Genomic DNA, 19,641 nt, shown 5'->3' on the forward strand with positions numbered 1-19,641 from the left:
TAACCTCAATATTTGCGGATGCTGATAAACGCATCATTTAATTTTTGTTGGCATTTTTTGCCTGCGCTTTGCTCAACCCCAGAGTTTAAATCTAGGCCATGAGCACCTTGGTATAAAGCGCCTTGAATATTGTCTGCATTTAAACCACCTGCGAGCATAAACGGCTGTTTTACATCTTTTAAAATTGCCCAGTCAAATGTTTTACCTGTACCGCCAGCTTGTGTATCACTGTGGGTATCGTATAGGTGACGATCAACGCCACTAATAGGTTCAGGCAAGCTATCTTTAATTGCTTGAGCTTTCCAAATTTGACAGCCACGCGGCAGTAAAGGGCGCAGTGTATTTATGTAATCATTGTCTTCTTGGCCGTGTAATTGCACTGCAGATAGCTTTAAGCTTGTTGCATGCTCAGCGACATTTGTAATGCTTTCATTTACAAATACACCCACATAAGCGAGCGGGGCGCTTTGAGTTATTTGTAAGGCGCAATCAAGGTCAACATAACGCGGTGATTTAGGCGCAAAAATTAATCCACCAAATACCGCACCACTTTTATAAGCATTAATGGCATCTTCACTGCGAGTTAAACCACAGACTTTGTTTTCACCTAAAATTACGCGACGACACGCGCGTTCTAAATCACGTTCAGCCATCAATGAACTGCCAATTAAAAAGCCATTACACAAAGGTGCTAAGCGTTTTACATCTTGATGGGTATAGATACCAGATTCAGAGATCACGACTTTGTCATCAGGAATAAGTGTACGCAGTCTTTCGGTTGTAGCTAAATCAGTACTTAAATCACGTAAATCACGGTTATTAATACCGATGATCTGTGCATCAAGTGCTAATGCACGCACTACTTCTTCTTCATTGCTCACTTCAGTCAAAATAGCCATGTTTAAGCTGCGCGCTACGCTTGCCAATAGTTGATACTGTTTATCATCAAGCACTGATAACATTAACAATATTGCATCGCCACCATAAATTCGAGCCATGTAAACTTGGTATTCATCAATAAAGAAGTCTTTACAGATCAGTGGCTGTTCAACTTGGCTGCGTACAAACTCTAGGTAATCAAAACTTCCTTGAAAGTATTTTTCATCTGTTAATACACTAATACAGGTGGCGTAGTTTTTATAAACATTTGTAATTTCAGCTAAGTCAAATGGCTCTCTAATTAGGCCCTTCGAAGGAGAAGCTTTTTTACACTCTAAAATAAACTGTGTACCAGGTGCTGCTAAGGCTTTATAAAAATCACGATTTGTTGGTACTGCTTGTGCTTTAAAGCTCTCAAGGGGGCGCTTTGCTTTACGCTCAGCCAGCTCTATTTTCTTATCTGCGACGATTTTGTCTAATACGTTAGCCATTGGTTACCTCTGAGTTTGTTACGGCTTTATGGCTTTGCTCTACAATAGTGTTTAATGTGTTTAAGGCGCGACCACTTTTTAAAACCTCAACGACGTGTTGTGCGCCTGCTTTAAAGTTTTCGACTTTACCAGTGAGATACAACAGTGCGGCAACATTGACGATAATTGCTGCATTATGCGCATCCGTCCCTGTGCCTGCTAAAATGGCGCGACTGGCATTGGCGTTATATTCTGGACCTTCACCGGCGAGTTGTTCAAGTGAATAGTTTGCAAGACCAAAATCAGCAGGGCTGAGTGTGTACTGGCGAAGTTCTCCATTATTAAGCTCTACAACGGTCGTTTTACCATGCAAGGCGATTTCATCGGTGCCGGAACCATGAACTACCATAGCGCGCTTTGTACCGAGGGTTTTTAGTGTTTGCGCCATCGCTAAGCATAAGTTTTCGTCGTATACACCGAGCAATTGCACTTCAGGTGCTGCGGGGTTTGCTAAAGGCCCTAAAATATTAAAAATAGTACGGGTTTTTAACGTTGTCCGTACTTCCATCGCATGGCGTACGCCACTGTGGTAATGCGGCGCAAACAAAAAGGTAAACCCAGTTTGTTCTAAACACGCAACGGCTTGATCTGGTGTCATATCAATATTAATACCCAGCGCTTTTAGTAAATCGGCGGAGCCTGAGTTACTCGATACACTGCGGTTACCGTGTTTAACCATATTAATCCCGCAGGCGGCTGCAACAATGGCCGCGGTAGTACTAATATTAATGGTGTTTGAGCCATCGCCGCCAGTGCCGCAACTGTCAGCTAACATTGCTAATTTTGTATTAAAAGGAACGGCATTAGCACGCATGGAAGCAGCTGCGCCTGCAATTTCGTCACTTACTTCACCTTTGAGTTTCAATGCGACTAATAATGCTGAGAGCGCAATATCATTTACTTTACCTTGCATTATCGCATCAAATAACTGTTGGCTTTGGCTAAAGCTTAATGATGTTTGTGTAAGTAACACATCAATGAGGGCACTTGTGTTGTGCGTGGCTGATTGTTGATTTACTGACATAAAGTCCTCTACTGCTTTGCGTTAGCTAAAAATTGCATACTTTGTTGAAGTAGCGCGGCGCCATTTGGCGTCAAAATAGACTCAGGATGAAATTGATAACCCAAAGCATTATCTTGCGCATGATAGATTGCCATTGGAATTGCTTCATAGTTAGCAATTACTTTTACACTATCAGGTACCTGCGTTGCCATAAGTGAATGATATCGGGCTACTGGTATACGCTCCCCCATACCTGCAAAAACGGGGTGTTCACCAAGTTCAATGATTGACGACTTACCATGTACGGTTTCGCCAGCATGGCCAATAACCCCACCATAGCTTTGTGTCAATGCTTGTTGGCCAAGACAAATCCCCAGCATGGGGAAGTGTCCTTTACATAGTTCAATCAATGCCATTAAACAGCCTGCGGCTGAGGGCGTACCTGGACCGGGTGATAGCACTAAAATGACCGGCTTAGTTTCGTTGCACATTTTTTCAAAAATAACCTGTGCATCTATGTTGTTACGATATACCACTAAATCGCTGCCTAACATAGAAAGTTCGTCGACTAAGTTATAACTAAATGAATCAAAGTTATCTAAAAAGTAGATTTTTACATCCGTTAGTTTATTGTTAGTTACGCTCATTTTAGTGTCCTTGATACGTCGATTGAATCGCTGTGATAACTGCTTGTGCTTTAGCGCGAGTCTCGTTTGCTTCAGATTGCGGGTCAGAGTCATGTACCACACCAGCACCTGCTTGAACGTAGGCTATGTTATTTTTTACAAAGGCTGAGCGAATAACAATACAGCTATCCATTGCCCCATCACCAGTAAGGTAACCTACCGCGCCACCGTAACTTCCTCGACGTTTACCTTCAGTTTGACGTACTAGCTCTGCGGCACTGACTTTAGGTGCGCCAACAAGTGTACCCATATTCATACAGGCTTGATAAGCATGCAAGGCATCAAGGTCAGGTTTTAAAGTCCCCACAACGCGAGACACTAAATGCATGACTTGAGAATAGCGGTCTACTTTTAATAGTTCTTTGGCATGACGAGTACCGGGTACGCTAATACGGGCTACGTCGTTACGTGCTAAATCGACCAGCATCAAATGTTCAGCACGTTCTTTTTGATCATTACGTAGCTCAAGCTCAATACGGCTATCTAAATCAGGATTAATTTGACCATTGGCAAACTTACCTCTGGGGCGGGTGCCTGCAATTGGATACACTTCAACTTGTTGTGACTGTGCACAAAACTTTAAAGCTGACTCCGGAGATGCACCAAACAAAGCAAATTCACTATCGCGCATGTAAAACATATACGGGCTTGGGTTTTGTTTTTTTAGTTGGCTGTAAGCATGTAGCGAGTTTGCACATGGCAGTGAAAAAGTGCGCGATGGAACAACTTGAAAGATGTCACCATCAACAATGTGTTTTTTCAAACTTTTGACCTGTTGGCAGTAAACTTCGTCGCTGATATCAACAGTTACATCACTGGCGCCCATTGTTTGTGTTGCACTAAAATTATCAGCTTGGTCGCATAATGTATTTAAGCGTTCAAGCTTCTTTCCTACCTCAAAGCAATTAGCATGAACATCAGGGCCGTTAAACACATTTCCAATGAGCTCCGTTGTTTTAGCTTGATGATCAATAATGACAAGGGTTTCGGCTAAATAAAATACATAATCAGGGCAGCTGTTATCGCCATCAGGAACATCACTTAGTTGTTCAAAGTTGGCCACCATATCGTAGGCAAATACACCGCCTAAGAATAGCGAAAAAGGATTGTTAGTGGTGCTGTTAATATTATTTATACAGCAGCGTAGAGCACTAAATGCGTTATCGGCGATAAGCTTAGTGGCTTCATCAATGTCGCTATCACAGCCCTTATACTCAATAGTCAGGGTTTGTTCGCTTAGTTGAGTGTGGCAATTTTCTAACTTACTTTGTAAATAAGGCAATAATTGCTGACCATTATTAGATTGCGCTGTTACCGTAACTGTTTTGCCCGCGCAGATAATTTTAAGCGCACAATCGACTAAAATTAAACTCTTAACACTGTCTTTAGAATCAATTTCGGCTGACTCTAATAACAATGAGTTGTCTTTATCAAGCAGCCCGTAAAGAGCTAATGGGCTATGGATGTACTCTCGCACTTGGGTGATGCTGGTAACTTCACCTGGCGTTGTTGTTATATGACTAAAAATCAAACCTCATTCCCTCAAAAAAATAAACCCCGCAAGCTATGCTATGCGGGGTTTGAATAACGATATCTATGTTTTAGATAGACCATTACCGTCCCGCTATACCAGGCGCCACCACCAATGATGTGTAAGAGTTGCTACGTTATTCATGTTTGTTACCCTAAAATTTAAATATAAAAAAACCCGCAATAAGCGGGTTTGAATGTGTTAGACACGACAATTCGTCACCCGATAATTTACGAGTGCCACCACCAGATAGTGTTTTGGATTGAATTGGTCATTGTTTTTGTTCTTAATGTGTCTCAAGTGACTACAGTAAACCGTATCAACGGCGTTAATGTCAAGTATTTATTAAAAACAATTTATTAAAATTTTTTGTTATACTTAATAACAACTTTGGCACATTTAATATGAGCAGTCTTCTCTTTTGATAAAATACGATTTACACAGCCACACTACGCATTCTGACGGGCAACTAAGTGTTGAGCAGTTATTATTGCGTGCAGTTGAAAAAAATATAGATGTGTTTGCGATTACGGATCATGACACTATCGCTGCGGTGAAACCCGCTCAAGCCTATATAAAAAACGAGTCTCTGCCATTAACCTTGATCACAGGTGTTGAAATTTCCACCAAGTGGGAAAGTTTTGAGATCCATATTGTGGCATTAAATGTAGATATCAATGAAGAAGCATTGACCAGTTTACTCACTATACAGCAACAAAAGCGTGCTGCTAGAGCAATAGAGATTGGCCGACGCTTAGAAAAAAATGGCTTTGATGGCATTTATGAACAAGCGCAGGAGCTTGCTGGTGATGCACAGATAACCCGCGCGCATTATGCAAGAGCGCTGATCACGCGTGGTGTTGCAACCACAATACCAGGCGTATTTAAAAAATACCTTGGTCGTGCAAAAACAGGGTATGTGCCAAGTGATTGGTGTGACATGAAAACAGCGATTACGGCAATTCACGCCGCAGGTGGCGTCGCTGTTGTTGCCCATCCTGGGCGTTATCAAATGTCGAATAAATGGCTGCGCAAATTATTAAGTCAGTTTAAAGATGCTGGTGGCGATGCAATGGAAGTTGCACAACCACAACAAGCACCCACTGAGCGACAGTTCTTGGGTGGATTGAGCCGTGAATACGGCTTACTGTGCTCGCAAGGGTCTGATTTTCATTTTCCTACTAGTTGGCTAGAATTAGGAAAAAACTTATATCTGCCAAAAGATTGCCAAGGCGTTTGGCAAACTTGGGAAGGGCAAGAAGGAGTAACACATGAGTGATTTTTTTCATATTCATCCAGATAATCCACAACCACGATTAATTAATCAAGCAGTCGATATAATTAAGAAAGGCGGGGTAGTGGTTTACCCGACAGATTCAGGCTATGCAATAGGCTGTAATTTAGGGAATAAACAAGCCAAAGAGCGTATTGAACGTATTCGTGGCATTGAGAGACACCACAATTTTACATTAGTGTGTCGCGATCTATCTGAGCTTTCGACCTATGCTCGCGTAGATAATCAATTGTTCAGGCTAATTAAGAATAATACTCCTGGGCCGTACACATTTATATTCAAAGGAACTAAAGAAGTCCCTAAACGGCTATTAAATGACAAGAAAAAGACCATTGGTATTCGTGTAATAGAGCATCCAATTACCTGTGCGTTACTCGCTGAATTAGGCGAGCCATTGATGTCGTGTTCATTAATATTACCCGATGAGCAGTTTACAGAATCTGATCCAGATGAAATTCGCGATCGCATAGGCCCTTTGGTTGATTTAATTATTCATGGCGGTTACTTAGCCGAACAAGCAACGACAGTGATTGATCTTTCAGAAGATACAGTTGAAGTGCTACGTGTTGGCTGCGGTGATACAACTCCATTTGAATAACCTTGTTAAACACCATGAGTGAGCGTGTCACTGAACAGGTAGCTCAAACACAAGAGCTGGCGCAGCGAAAGCTGCCGCTGGCTTTTTTGCATGGCAAAGAAGTAATGAATACGCCGCAAGACTTATATATTCCGCCTGATGCGCTTGAAGTTATTTTAGAAACCTTCGAAGGGCCGCTTGATTTACTTCTGTATCTAATTAAAAAACATAAACTCGATATTCTTGAATTGTCTATTTTTAGTATTACAGAGCAGTATGTCCATTATGTTGAAATGATGACCGAGTTTCAACTTGAGTTAGCAGGCGAGTATTTAGTAATGGCAGCCTTGTTAGCGCAAATAAAATCGCGCTTATTATTGCCCAAACATGAAGAACTGGAAGAAGAAGAAGATCCTCGGGCTGAACTAATACGCCGATTACAAGAGTACGAACAATTTAAGCAAGCCGCAGAAAATCTTGACGATATTCCACGCGTTGGTCGTGATATTTATATTGCACAGGCGCTGGTGCCAGAGCAAGATGAGCAAGCGCAGTTACTCCCTGATGTAGATCTAAAGGATTTATTGTTTGCCCTTAGCGATGTGATGGCACGAGCAAAAACGCTGGAACACCATCAAATCACAGCTGAAGCACTATCAACCCGTGAACGAATGAGCTTAATATTACAAAAACTATCACAAGCCAGTTCACAGCTTCCTTTCACTGACTTATTTACCTTTGACGAAGGGCGCAGCGGGGTGGTAGTGAGTTTTATCGCGATGTTAGAACTAATTAAAGAAGGGTTGATCAGTTGCCTACAAGTCGATCCAACCACACAAATATATATTGGCTTAGTTGAACAAAACTAATTTCACCCACTCAAAGTAATTGTCGTGAAGCTTTAACTCGCAAACCCGTAACAAGTTATGTGCATGTATGCACACAACTTGTTTGTTATTCGCTATTTTCTTTTAGTTAGGGACGGGCTATTCTGGCATTACTGGTTTAGGGAGTCTTTCTATGTTTAAAAATACTCACTCGAGTTATGGCTTAGTTACCATTGTTTTGCATTGGCTGATGGTATTGATAGTTATAGGTCTTTTTGGCCTAGGTTTATATATGGTCGAGCTTACTTATTACGATAGCTGGTATCGTGGTTCGATGGATTTACATAAAAGTATAGGGATCACACTTGCGGCATTATTGATATTTAGATTAGCGTGGCGGGTAATGGGCACACAGCCAAAACCTGTTGAAGGTTCAAGTAAAGTAGTGAATAAAGTCGCGCACTTTGCACATTTACTTATCTACATGTTATTGATTGGTATTGTTATTTCAGGGTATTTGATTTCGACTGCGGATGGTCGTGCGATTGAGGTGTTTACGTTATTTAGTATTCCCGCAATTGACTTATCGGTAGAAAATCAGGCAGATATTGCAGGTAAAGTTCATTACTGGGCGGCATGTAGTTTGATCGGCTTAGTAACGTTACATGCACTTGGGGCATTAAAACATCATTTTATCGATAAAGATAAAACCTTAATTAGAATGATCAAACCATTAAAGGATGATTAATAAATGAAAAAATTACTACTATCTGCTGCTGTTGCAGCAACATTATTTGGCGCAAGCACTGCACACGCAGCAGACTATGTGATTGACACTCAAGGCGCTCATGCATTTGTAAACTTTAAAATTAAACATTTAGGTTACAGTTGGTTACATGGTCGTTTTAATACATTTGATGGTGGCTTTAATTATGATTCAGCTAACCCAAATGCATCACAGATCATGGTAAATATTGAGACTAAAAGTATCGATTCAAACCATGCAGAACGTGATAAACATTTAAGAGGAAAAGATTTCTTAAATGTTGATAAGTTTCCACAAGCAAGTTTTAAAAGCACCAGTATTGTATTTGATGCTAAAGGCGATGAAGCAAAAGTTACTGGTGACTTTACATTACATGGCGTCACTAAAAGCATTACTTTTGAAATAGATAAAATAGGTGAAGGAAAAGATCCATGGGGTGGTTATCGTGTTGGTTTTGAAGGTGAAACCAGCCTGAAATTAGCTGATTTTGGTATTGATTATAATCTTGGGCCTGCATCAACACATGTTGATATTGGTTTATTTATTGAAGGCATACGTAAATAAGCAAAGTTTAGGCGCAGTAATATTTGGACAAATAGTTAGAAAAAACGCCTCACTTAGTTGAGGCGTTTTTGTTTGCTTGTAAACGTTGCTCAAGTAAGGGCTTTAAATTATCAGGTAACCAACGTATTAATACTTCGTGATAACTAGGCTGTTCTTTTATGATTGCCAGTGCGCTATTTAAAGTTTTTATGTGCTGCTTACCTTGTGCGGTATTAGTGCAGCCAATATAGCCAAAGCTGAGTTCTGACGCCTCGGTTAGTGGTAGCTGTATCAACTCATCATCAAAGCCCATAGATTTAGCTAAATAAAAATGCTCACTCGGATAGCCTAACAATATATCTATGCGTTTCTTTTTTAGCATATAAGTTAAGCTTGCGAGTGTATCTCGTCCCGGACGAATAATGATAGATGCATCAGCATTAGTATTTATTACGTCGTCTATCGTTTCTCCATAAGAACGGCTCATTGATATGCCTAAGGTGAGTTTGTATTCACTTAACAATTTTTTTAGTGAAATTTGAGCGTTAGGATCTAATTTTAGGCTGTGTAAGAGTTCTTTATGGATAGCGATGGAAGGTGATAAGCCAATAGTGGAAGCTTGCTCACTAAATGCTATATGTTCACGGCGATGCTCACTTTGATACAGCGAGAGCATACAATAGGTGTGATTTGGGTTCGAGACTTCGCGAACAGTTCTGCTCGAAGGTAAAATAACTCGCTTAAAGGTATAGTTTGGTAGTTGTTCTTCAAGTAAAGAGATAACACTTTCGTCACGTCCTGTACCCGCATATTGATCATTAAAAATATAATATGGGGCGAAGTCGGTGACTACCCAGTCAATTGTTTTAGCGTGTACCGTGGTGCTAGATAATAAAAATAAAAATAGAGTTAGATACACACCTGTCATTATTTATACCACTAAAAAATGATTACTATCAGTAAGTGTAGCAGTTAGTTAAATAGTTTCTTGGAAAAAGCAAAACGCCAGCAAAGGCTGGCGTAATTCAATAGCAATAATACAATTCAATATAAATTAATTGGATTTCAGCCATTTAACAAACTGACGTGCGTCACTTGCTTTTGTAAACAAGGCATTCTTTAAACCTTGCGTATCAGAAAAAATAACACGTTGTTTATTTACTGAAATTGATTGCACTGGATGTGCGATTTGGATCATAGATCCGTTGTAATTATAAGACATAATAAAACTCACTTTTTTCTTGTTATCTTTTCTATGTCGCTAATTTCATATTAGCAGTTAAAACATGATTAGATAGACTGTTTCGTGTTTAGCTTCATTATAGTGTTGACGATCTTTATGACATTTATGCGACTATTTAAAAAATATGTCGTAGTTTGACTTGGGGTTCTCGCCGTACAATAACTTAGCTTTAAAATATACGTTTTGCGGGGCTTACTGGATCAGGGTAAAGAGGTTAACCGCGAGGCTTTTTTAGGACCAAGAAGAGACTTTACCTAAGTAAATTTGTTTAGGCAAGCATTTTTGTTGTTTTATAGTTTTTTAATTATAAATACTGTATTTTGAGGCACGAAAAAGCGAGGACAATAGATGAATTACATTATTGTGAGTGATATTTTTGGAAAAACATCATATTTGACACAGTTTGCACAAACGTTGAATGGTGAGTTTATTATTGTAGATCCATACGATGCTCAACTACAGCCCGTTATTGACGAGGAGCTGCAATATCAACAGTTTATATCTCAGTGTGGGCATGACGGTTATTTTCAAAAACTAAATAAAGTGTTAGATAATATAAAAACGGATACCACAATTATTGGTTTTAGTGCTGGGGGGGCAGCCGCATGGCGTAGCCAAGCATGTACTAAAAATCGCTATATCAAAAAGCTCGTGGCATTTTATCCAAATCAAATTCGTTATAATTTAAATTTACCAGCAACAATACCATGCGAATTGATATTTCCTTATCAAGAGGCACATTTTGATGTGAGCGTTATTATCACAAGCCTACAAACAAAAGCGAACGTCAGCTGTTTTCAGTGTGACTATGGTCATGGCTTTATGAATCCATTATCAAATAATTTTGATAATCAAGGTTACTTATATTTTAGTAAACGACTGTTTAGTGATGATTTATAGGGCGTGTTGACCTTTCATGATTAATTTTGCAGCAGTCTATTTGGTATTTAGGCAAGGCAGCGCCTATGATGTGTGGTTGTTCCCCATAAATAGGCGATAACGCAGTATAAATGCCAAATATGCGCTGCCCAAAGGGTTTTTCCTAGGGACGATTAACTCTTTGTTACCTACACGGATGTAGGTAAGGGGCGTGAGCAGGACGCGGAAGCTTTGCTCGGTTTTTACTTAGCCCGCTAGGTTACAAACCTCGCGCCGCGATTAAATCGCCCCTAGATTGAACAAATTTCAATCCACAAAGGTCAACACGCCCTAGTTGTATTGTATTAATTAAATGCTACAAACTAGTATATTGATTAGTTGTATGGCTATACTAAGTTTTTAACTTAGATTAATTTATTATATGACTGACCAACATAAGCTATATCGTCACTTCTTATCTAACCCTGTAGCAAAGCCGCCATGTCGGATGACTAATGCAAACATGTATGGCTTTTTTATAAAAATAGATCAAACAAAAGTTCAAGCGTATATAAGTAATACACTTAATACAGTAGCAACAGAGGATACTTACTTTAAAGGGCTGGGTGAGTACGCGCTACTGACATTTACTGATATTGAAAAAATCGCCTCATTAACACCACCTTTTAACGAACATGGTTGGATGCAAGAAACAGATATTATTGTTTGGTTGCCAGTTGTAAAGGTAGAAAAGCAAGGAGATGATGAAGATATTACGCATCTTTATTGGTACCCAGCATTTATTTGTGTCAATAATATTTATGCACTCATAAATGGACGAGAGACATGGGGCTACAATAAATATATGTGTGAATATAAAATGCCTAGCTCTGTTAACAAACTAACTGATTTTTCATTATCGCTAGATTGCTTTAAACATTTCTCTCCATCATCTAAATTAGAGACACACCAGCTACTTTCCTTAACAACCACAGCTAAAGAAAATAACGAAAGTGTTTTATCAACGTTGGAAGATTTTGGTGCTCGTGTGGCAAATTTGTTTGATGGTGAACACATGGGTATAGACTTTTCCTTATTAAAGCAATTGCTTAGTGGGTTTGTTAATCCACAAATGGACCAAATATTATTTAAGCAATTCCCAGATGGTCAAGGCAAATTAGCGGTATATCAAGCTGTGATGCACTCGCCATCAGAAATTAAAAAAATCCATAAATTTAAATTCTTAAAGCCAGACTTTCAATTACAAATAGAGCAGTTGGATAGTTTTCCATTGGCTGAAATGTTTGGCTTAAAAGTAGGCCCACAAGATGTGTATTTACCTTTTTATATATGCATGGATTTTGACCAACTTGAAGCTTCTCAAGTCCTCCCTCTATAAAGGAAAATAGTATGAGTAATGAAAAAATAGCCATTATCGGTGGTGGAGTTGCCGCTATGACTGCTGCGTTGTATTTGACTGAGCAAGATGATTGGCAGCAGCATCGCGAAATTACTGTTTATCAGCAAGGGTGGCGTTTAGGGGGAAAAGGAGCGAGTGGGCGAAATGCAGCGATGGGCGAGCGTATAGAAGAACATGGTTTACATGTTTGGTTTGGAGCATATGTGAACAGTTTTAAAGCAATCGAAACGGTTTACAATAAATTAAATCGCCCTACAACATGCGCATTAAGCACGTGGCAACAAGCGTTTAAACCACATAGTTTTATTGCCTTAGAAGAGCATATAGATAATGAGTGGGAAACGTGGCCAATTGATTTTCCAGTTTTACCGGGTAACCCTGCAAACGGCAGTTTAGATATTACAGCATGGGATTTTATTAAAATGACCCTTGCGTGGTTAAAAAAATGGATCCCGCAACTAGAAATTGCAGCAAATCAACAAGCTAAAAGTACACAATTAACAACTAAAAAAACACGTGATAAATATTTACTACAACACCTATACCAACATGTTCAAGAGCTAGCCACTGATGGCAGTGATGCGTGGAAAACGTTTACACATGATATACAAAACTTAAGTCAAGAGATCACATCAACGCCCAGCTTACTGGTCGATAAATTAAATGAATTTACACAAAATAAAAATACATTACAGCCTCAAATATCTGAGAAAAAAGATAGCTTAGTAATTTGGTATATCGTCAGAAAGTTAAAGCGCTGGCTTAATCAAGAATTGGCAGAGTTAATGGATGAAAATGCACAATTAAGACGCTTATATATTTGTGCTGATCTTGCAATTGCAATGCTTGTCGGGCTAATCAAAGACAAAGTTTACCGTGATGGTTTTGGTGTTATTAATAAGTATGATTTTCGCCAATGGCTGCTAAAAAATGGCGCGAATAAACAATACAGTGTGGATTCGGCCCCTGTGCGTGGGTTTTATGATTTAGTGTTTGCATACCCTAAAGGGGATTTTAGCAAACCGAATGTAGAAGCTGGGGTTGCAGCATTAGCAATGTTGAGAATCGCATTATGCTATCGTGGTGGTGTTATGTGGAAAATGCAGGCTGGAATGGGGGATGTGATTTTTTCACCACTTTATGAGCTCTTAAAGCAAAGAGGGGTTAAGTTTGAGTTTTTCCATCAACTTCAAAATATTACGCCTGGCTATGATAGTAATGGTAAGCGTTGTGTAACAGAAATTGAATTGCAACAACAAGTTGAACTGAAAAATAATATTGAATATCAACCCCTTGTTGATGTTAAAAGTTTACCTTGCTGGCCAAGTGAGCCCCTTTATAATCAAATTAATACAGCGCAAGCGACGCTATTACAGCAATATAATATTAATTTAGAGTCTTTTTGGACAGACTGGCCAAGTCGTTATCAAGCTGAATTTGGTCAGCCATTGCCTCACAAAACATTGCGTTTCAAACACGATTTTGATCAACTTATTCTTGGTGTTTCTGTTGCATCATTGGAACATATTTGCCCGCGTTTATTAGCTATTGATGATGCATTTGCTGCACAAGCTAAAAATGTTCTTACGGTAGCAACGCAAGCCAGCCAGCTTTGGTTAAATAAAACAGATCAGCAGCTTGGTTGGGAGTATATGCCGCCAAGCGAAGAAGGGCCGATTTTAAGTGGTTTTAGCGAACCATTTGACACGTGGGCTGCAATGCAAAACTTAGTAGACAAAGAGCAATGGCCATTGAATAACAGTCCAAAAAACATTGCCTATTTTTGCAGTGCCTTTGCCTGTGCAGAATATCCACCACAAAGTGACCACACGTTCCCAGCGCGAGCAAAAGCTGATGTAAAAACGAATTTAACACAATTGGTAACGACTAATATGCAGCCATTATGGCCATTAGCTTATGATCAAAATGGCTTTGATTGGTCAGTATTATATGCAAATGATGTGTCAGGCAAAGCGCGTTTAGATCAACAATATTGGCGAGTTAATGTTGACCCGAGTGAACGCTATGTTTTGTCTGTAGCAGGTTCGAGCCAGTATCGTTTAGCGACGGATGGTACGCAGTTTAGTAATTTATTTATAACAGGGGATTGGATCAAAACGGGTGTGAATGCCGGTTGTGTTGAAGCGGCTGTTATGGCAGGAATGCAGACAGCGCGAGCATTATGTGGATATCCACAATATATAAGTGGAGCAAATGCATTTGAGCCGACAAAAACTACCTAAAGTTACTGATATTTAGACTACTTTTAGTAATTAATTAGTCTATAATTATAAATAATTACAGTATATTTACATACTCCTAGGATAAAGGTCTGTTACGAATGAAAAGCCTATGCAAACCAATTTCAAATCATGTGTTGTTATTGTGTTCATCAAGTTTAATTTTGCCATTGAGTCTTCAGGCGCAAAATGAAGCTGCTGTGGTGTCAAAAAGTAACATGGAAGTGATAGAAGTGTATGCGCAAAAACGCGCTCAAGCGATTGAAAAAGTAAGTATTGCGGTCAGTCATGTAAAAGGAGAGGCATTAACATCTCAACATTACAAAGACACGACAGAGCTTTCAGTATTCGCACCTAATGTAAAAATTAGTCAAAATGCAGCTGAAGGCACACCGCCGGCAGTTAACATTCGTGGGGTTGGTTTAGTAGATTATAATACTGCGAATACATCGCCAGTGGCAATATACGTTGACGACGTGGCGGTTGGCTCTGCGAGCAATCAAATAGTTAACTTTTTTGATATTGAGCAAGTGGATATACTGCGTGGTCCCCAAGGAACATTATTTGGTAGAAACTCTACCGGTGGGGCGATATTGATTCGTACAAAACGCCCTGAGTTTGCCCAAACGGGTTACCTGAGTGTTGGTGCTGGCAATAATAATTCAGTAACTCTTGATGGTATGTATAACACTCAAATTAGCGAAAATAGCGCTTTGCGCGTGGCGCTTAATCATCAAGACTATGAGTATTCTACAAAAAATATTTATACTCAATCACCTACCGCAGGTATGCAACAAACAAATGCGCGTATTTCTTTGTTAACTGACTTTGACAATGTTCAACTATTATTAAAAGGACACATTGAAGATTGGCAAGGAATTGTACAGCCTGTGGGGAGTATTGGGATTGTAGCTAATCCGCTAACATTGCAGCCGTGCTCTGTTGAACAAGCGGGCTCTCAAAATTGCTTTGATAATTTTGGTTTTAACGATGGCAGCGACGACTTTTATACCGTGAGCGTAAATAATGACTCGCCTCATAAAAGCGACGGTAAAGGTTTTAGTGCACATTTAAACTGGCAAATAAATTCTGAAAATGAGCTCGTCTCCATATCAAGTTATAATCAGTTGGAGCGAGACCATGCGTTTAATTGTGATGGTTCTCCACAGCGTCTTTGTGAAGGTTCATTAGGGCTAGATACAGACTTTATTACTCAAGAGTTACGTTTAGCAACACAATTTGGTGATCATACTCTCACAACTGGAATTTATTTTGCTGACGAATCGATAAAGCAAAATAATGTAAATGATATATTACGTGATTATCGTGGTATTTTGCCCACAAATTTAACTGCAACATTTTATTACGACAATCAAATTGATACGCAAAGTCTTGCTTTGTTTAGCCAACTTGATTATCAGCTAAGTACGAAGTGGTGGATTGCGGCAGGGCTTCGTTATTCGTATGAATCACTGGAGTACGATTCACTCTCTCAATTAAATGCCATTGTTGATCCTAGCGACCTAGAAGGCGCTATAGTGCCTTTTTATCATGTGAAAGGAGAGCAAAGCGACAACGGGTTTTCAGGACAGTTGTCTGTAAATTATCAACTAAGTGAGACCACAAACACATATTATAGGTTTGCAAACGGTGCAAAAAGCGGGGGTTATAATGGTGGGTTTTTATCATCACCAGAGCAAGCTGAGTTGGCCGCCTATGATAAAGAACGCCTAAACTCCCATGAAGTTGGTACTAAATCTTGGTGGCCTGAGCACGGTGTGCGAATGAATTGGGCTGCATTTTATTATGATTATAATGATCAACAAGTATTTATGAATCAACCATCAGCATCGCCACAAAGCCCGCCAGTTCAGCTGTTAGAAAACGTTGGTGATTCTACTATTTACGGTTTAGAAGCAGAGTTTGATTATAAAGCCAATGATGCATTATCAATGCGTTTTTCACTGGGTTATATACCGCATGCCGAGTTTGAAGAGTTTGTAGATCCACTTGGCAATAGTTTGACCAATAACCGCCTACCTTTTACATCTAAGTGGAATGTTTCGGCAGCGATAGAGTATGCATTTGAGCTTGCAAATAATCCACTAACAACTCAACTGGTTATTGATTATCAATCTGATTATTACTTTGATCAGAACCAAAACCCCTATGCCTTTCAAGACGGCTATAGTTTAGTTAACGGTAATATTCGTTATCAGATGGATCAGTGGTCGATGGTATTGTGGGGAAAAAATTTATTTGAAACGCATTACTCTCATTTGAAATTTGATTTAGGCCCATTCTTAGGTATGCTAGAAGACTTTAAAGGTGAAGGTCGCCGGTATGGGCTTGATGTTAGCTATCAGTTTTAAAAACATGCAGATAGATTAAGGTGCGTTATATGGAAGTAAAGGCAGCCTTAAGCCTTAAAGTAATAATATTTATGCTTTTTAGTTTGCTGTATTGCGGTACAGCGACTGCGGCGAGTATGCCTGATCTTTTCATTTATGATGAACAGCAGCATGAAACCAATCTTTTGCAAGTAGGTTCTGTGTTGCAAAGTAATCACAGTGGTTTTGCGCGCACAAGTGACGAGCTCGAAACGTGGATCTTAAATAAAAAGCCGCAAAATCGTACAACCTATTTTGGTGGTAGTTATTGGCTTGTTTTACCTTTAGAAAACCAAACTAAATTAACTGAATTAGTCCTGTATCCATATAATACGTTGGTGTCTAGGGTTGAAACACGTATTTATGATCTCGATACGCCTAGCGCACCTGTAGCACGTTATATTACAGGTGGCTTAGAAAAAAATGAATTCGCATTTCAATACGGTAATAAAATAACGCTGATCCCAGGGAAGCGTTATGTATTAGTCACTAAATTTGAAAGTGACTACTTTTATACTCCGCCTAAATTAGTTTTAAAACCTTACGATGATTTTTTTCCTCAAATCACCTTACAGAACATGATAATGCTGTTGTGTTTTGGGGTGGGGATTGCTCTAGGGTTATATAATTTACTGATTTATTTTGGTGCGCGCGATGTGACACACCTTTATTATGCAATGTTTACTGCATGTTGGGTGTTTGCATGGAGTCAGTTTTTTCATATTCCGGATCAAATATTTGGCTATTACAATGCACATTTGCATTGGTTAGGCTTTACGCTTATTCCCCTTACAAACATCTTATTTTATAACAGCTTACTTAAGCTTAAAGAAACCTCACCGAGATTATCCATAGCGTCGTTATTACTCGGGGCGGTTGCTACGTTAGGCGTACCATTTGCAATTTTATGGCCTGGTTTTGGTTTTATATGGGCCACTTTTGTTACCGGTGCAACCTTATGCTTAGGCATGTTTATTGGTGTGCGAAGCTGGATGAGTGGGTTTAAACCAGCGCGTTATTTTGTAATGGCTTACCTTGCTATGGCGATCCCTAATATGGTTGGGAATCTGACTAACCTAGGTTTGATACCTCCTATAGCGATTGATTTGTATTTGCTGGGTCTTATAGGTACATCACTGGATGCGATGCTCTTGGCATTTGCAGTTGCAAATAAATTTAGCCTCTTACATGACGATAATGTTGAGTTAACTAAAAATTTAGAGCAAAAAGTGCAGCTGCGCACACAAGAGCTTGAACAGTTAGCTGAAGAGCTAAGGGATGCAAGTGAAGCAAAAAGCCGTTTCTTAGCGAATATGAGCCATGAAATTCGTACCCCTATGACATCTATTATTGGCTATGCAGATGGGATCATTTTAGGGGATATAAAGCCTCACGAGCGTAATCACGGTATTCGCGTTATTTTGCAAAATAGTCGGCACGTCTTAGGCTTAATTAATGATATTTTAGATATGTCAAAAATTGAAGCAAACCGATTAGAAATATCGTTAGTTGAAACTGATTTATTTTCAACCATTGCGCATATTGAATCTATACTTGGTAAACAAATTAGAGATAAAGGCCTAAAATTTAATGTAAATTATGAATTTCCTTTACCTGATTGGATTATTTCTGATCCAACACGCTTACGGCAAATACTATTAAATCTTGCTGCTAATGCGATTAAATTTACGACCGTTGGAAATATAGAACTATCAGTAAGTTGTGAAAAAGATCAATTGTGGATCAAAGTCAAAGACACGGGCATCGGTATGACCCTTGCTGAGCAGCAAGAGTTATTTACCCCATTTTACCAAGCTGATGCAACGAACACGCGTAAATATGGTGGAACTGGATTAGGCTTAAATATATCAAAAAGTTTGGCTCAAAAATTAGATGGTGATATCAGCGTTCATTCTGAAGTAGGCAGCGGTAGTGAGTTTAGCCTAGCTTTAGCGTTACAAATAACTGAAAAAACACGCTGGGTTAACAGCTTTGAAGATATATCAATTGAGCAACCAAAAGATTTAGTCTCTTCACAATGCCAACGCAACTTAGTGGGTGAAGTACTCGTTGCTGAAGATCACCCTGAGAACCGTCAGTTAATCGAGCGTATTTTACAGCGTATGGGGTTAACAGTTACGGCAGTGGAAAACGGGCAAGATGCAGTGCAAGCAACACTTGATAACCAATTTGATTTAATTTTATTGGATATTCAAATGCCAGTGATGGATGGTGAGCAAGCTATTCATATGATGCAGGCGACGGGTTTAACAACACCAATAGTTGCATTGACGGCAAATACGATGAAAAATGAGATTGATCGTTATCTAAAACAAGGATTTGTTGATCACATTGCAAAACCAATAGATCGCAGTCAGTTTAGCCATAAAATTGCCAGTTACCTTGATATAGAAATGCACGAAGAAGTTAAATTGCCTGATCATGAATTTGATGCGTTGAAAAAAACGTATATTGAAGGGTTAAAAAATCAAAGAGATACCATTGCGGCCCAGTTTGGCAGCGGTGATATAGATGGGTTAGCAAAAAGTATTCATATGATAAAAGGGACAGCAGGGATGTTTGATTGCGATGCGCTTTATCAGCAAGCTGTTTGTTTAGATAAGTCGCTCAAAGCAGATAGCATCACCTTGGATAGTCGTTTAGTTAATGGATTATTAGCTAAAATGGACTCGATTATATCCCCAGTTAAACAATGAATTTATTATTTAGACTGTGACCCCACAGCCACGCGATCTGCTACTGAGCGTTAACCCAAAAGATTTATTGTCCTAAGCATTTTATTCACATACCGCTCAACAAAAAACTGTTTTAGCATGATTATTTTATTGTTGAA

At 39.3% G+C, this 19,641-nt stretch carries 16 protein-coding genes; 10 read left to right on the plus strand and 6 right to left on the minus strand.

Annotated features, from left to right (window positions below):
* Window positions 1-5 precede the first annotated feature (5 nt).
* From trpCF to ADS77_RS16995, 4 genes are read right to left on the minus strand one after another with little or no spacing between them, the layout of a single operon-like run.
* Window positions 6-1,370, minus strand: coding sequence for a bifunctional indole-3-glycerol-phosphate synthase TrpC/phosphoribosylanthranilate isomerase TrpF (gene trpCF, locus ADS77_RS16980; protein WP_054206258.1), 1,365 nt, complete (start codon window positions 1,368-1,370; stop codon window positions 6-8).
* Entirely contained in the window at window positions 1,363-2,433 is a 1,071-nt protein-coding gene (gene trpD / locus ADS77_RS16985) for an anthranilate phosphoribosyltransferase (protein ID WP_054455475.1), read from the minus strand. Before trpD ends, trpCF begins: the two co-directional genes overlap by 8 nt.
* A gap of 8 nt (window positions 2,434-2,441) precedes the next feature.
* Window positions 2,442-3,059: an aminodeoxychorismate/anthranilate synthase component II gene (locus ADS77_RS16990; protein WP_054455478.1), complete on the minus strand. Its 618-nt coding sequence runs from the start codon at window positions 3,057-3,059 to the stop codon at window positions 2,442-2,444.
* A gap of 1 nt (window position 3,060) precedes the next feature.
* Window positions 3,061-4,629, minus strand: coding sequence for an anthranilate synthase component 1 (locus tag ADS77_RS16995; protein ID WP_054206261.1), 1,569 nt, complete (start codon window positions 4,627-4,629; stop codon window positions 3,061-3,063).
* A 421-nt stretch (window positions 4,630-5,050) separates the two neighbouring features.
* Here ADS77_RS16995 and rnm point away from each other — a divergent pair, with 421 nt between their 5' ends.
* The 5 genes from rnm to ADS77_RS17020 all read left to right on the plus strand — a co-directional run bounded on the left by rnm (window position 5,051) and on the right by ADS77_RS17020 (window position 8,657).
* A complete protein-coding gene (rnm, locus tag ADS77_RS17000; RefSeq protein ID WP_054455480.1) occupies window positions 5,051-5,908 on the plus strand; it encodes an RNase RNM in 858 nt (285 codons plus the stop codon).
* Complete coding sequence (locus ADS77_RS17005) at window positions 5,901-6,521, plus strand: L-threonylcarbamoyladenylate synthase (protein ID WP_054455482.1); 621 nt, start codon at window positions 5,901-5,903, stop codon at window positions 6,519-6,521. The genes rnm and ADS77_RS17005 overlap by 8 nt, the downstream gene beginning before the upstream one ends.
* Window positions 6,522-6,535: 14 nt before the next feature.
* A complete protein-coding gene (locus ADS77_RS17010; RefSeq protein WP_054455484.1) occupies window positions 6,536-7,369 on the plus strand; it encodes a segregation and condensation protein A in 834 nt (277 codons plus the stop codon).
* A 151-nt stretch (window positions 7,370-7,520) separates the two neighbouring features.
* Window positions 7,521-8,075 carry a cytochrome b gene (locus ADS77_RS17015; RefSeq protein ID WP_054455486.1) on the plus strand — a complete coding sequence of 185 codons (555 nt, stop codon included), beginning with the start codon at window positions 7,521-7,523 and terminating at the stop codon, window positions 8,073-8,075.
* 3 nt (window positions 8,076-8,078) lie between these two features.
* Entirely contained in the window at window positions 8,079-8,657 is a 579-nt protein-coding gene (locus ADS77_RS17020) for a YceI family protein (protein ID WP_054206265.1), read from the plus strand.
* A 49-nt stretch (window positions 8,658-8,706) separates the two neighbouring features.
* Here the strand turns inward: ADS77_RS17020 and ADS77_RS17025 are convergent, their stop codons facing one another.
* Both ADS77_RS17025 and ADS77_RS22525 read right to left on the minus strand, forming a co-directional pair.
* Window positions 8,707-9,564, minus strand: coding sequence for a TIGR02285 family protein (locus ADS77_RS17025; RefSeq protein ID WP_054455488.1), 858 nt, complete (start codon window positions 9,562-9,564; stop codon window positions 8,707-8,709).
* 126 nt (window positions 9,565-9,690) lie between these two features.
* Complete coding sequence (locus ADS77_RS22525) at window positions 9,691-9,858, minus strand: hypothetical protein (RefSeq protein WP_167349706.1); 168 nt, start codon at window positions 9,856-9,858, stop codon at window positions 9,691-9,693.
* 369 nt (window positions 9,859-10,227) lie between these two features.
* Here ADS77_RS22525 and ADS77_RS17030 point away from each other — a divergent pair, with 369 nt between their 5' ends.
* From ADS77_RS17030 to ADS77_RS17050, 5 genes are all read left to right on the plus strand, one after another.
* Window positions 10,228-10,779 (plus strand): hypothetical protein, encoded by a 552-nt coding sequence (locus tag ADS77_RS17030; RefSeq protein WP_054455491.1) that lies wholly within the window; start codon window positions 10,228-10,230, stop codon window positions 10,777-10,779.
* Window positions 10,780-11,179: 400 nt separating this feature from the next.
* Window positions 11,180-12,136: an acetoacetate decarboxylase gene (locus ADS77_RS17035; RefSeq protein WP_054455493.1), complete on the plus strand. Its 957-nt coding sequence runs from the start codon at window positions 11,180-11,182 to the stop codon at window positions 12,134-12,136.
* A gap of 11 nt (window positions 12,137-12,147) precedes the next feature.
* Complete coding sequence (locus tag ADS77_RS17040) at window positions 12,148-14,400, plus strand: NAD(P)-binding protein (protein WP_054455495.1); 2,253 nt, start codon at window positions 12,148-12,150, stop codon at window positions 14,398-14,400.
* 98 nt (window positions 14,401-14,498) lie between these two features.
* Entirely contained in the window at window positions 14,499-16,769 is a 2,271-nt protein-coding gene (locus ADS77_RS17045; RefSeq protein WP_054455496.1) for a TonB-dependent receptor, read from the plus strand.
* A gap of 29 nt (window positions 16,770-16,798) precedes the next feature.
* Window positions 16,799-19,504 carry a 7TM diverse intracellular signaling domain-containing protein gene (locus ADS77_RS17050; RefSeq protein WP_054206271.1) on the plus strand — a complete coding sequence of 902 codons (2,706 nt, stop codon included), beginning with the start codon at window positions 16,799-16,801 and terminating at the stop codon, window positions 19,502-19,504.
* The last annotated feature ends 137 nt before the right edge of the window (window positions 19,505-19,641 follow it).

The sequence above is a fragment of the Pseudoalteromonas porphyrae genome (genome assembly GCF_001298125.1).
Classification (GTDB): Bacteria; Pseudomonadota; Gammaproteobacteria; order Enterobacterales; family Alteromonadaceae; genus Pseudoalteromonas; species Pseudoalteromonas neustonica.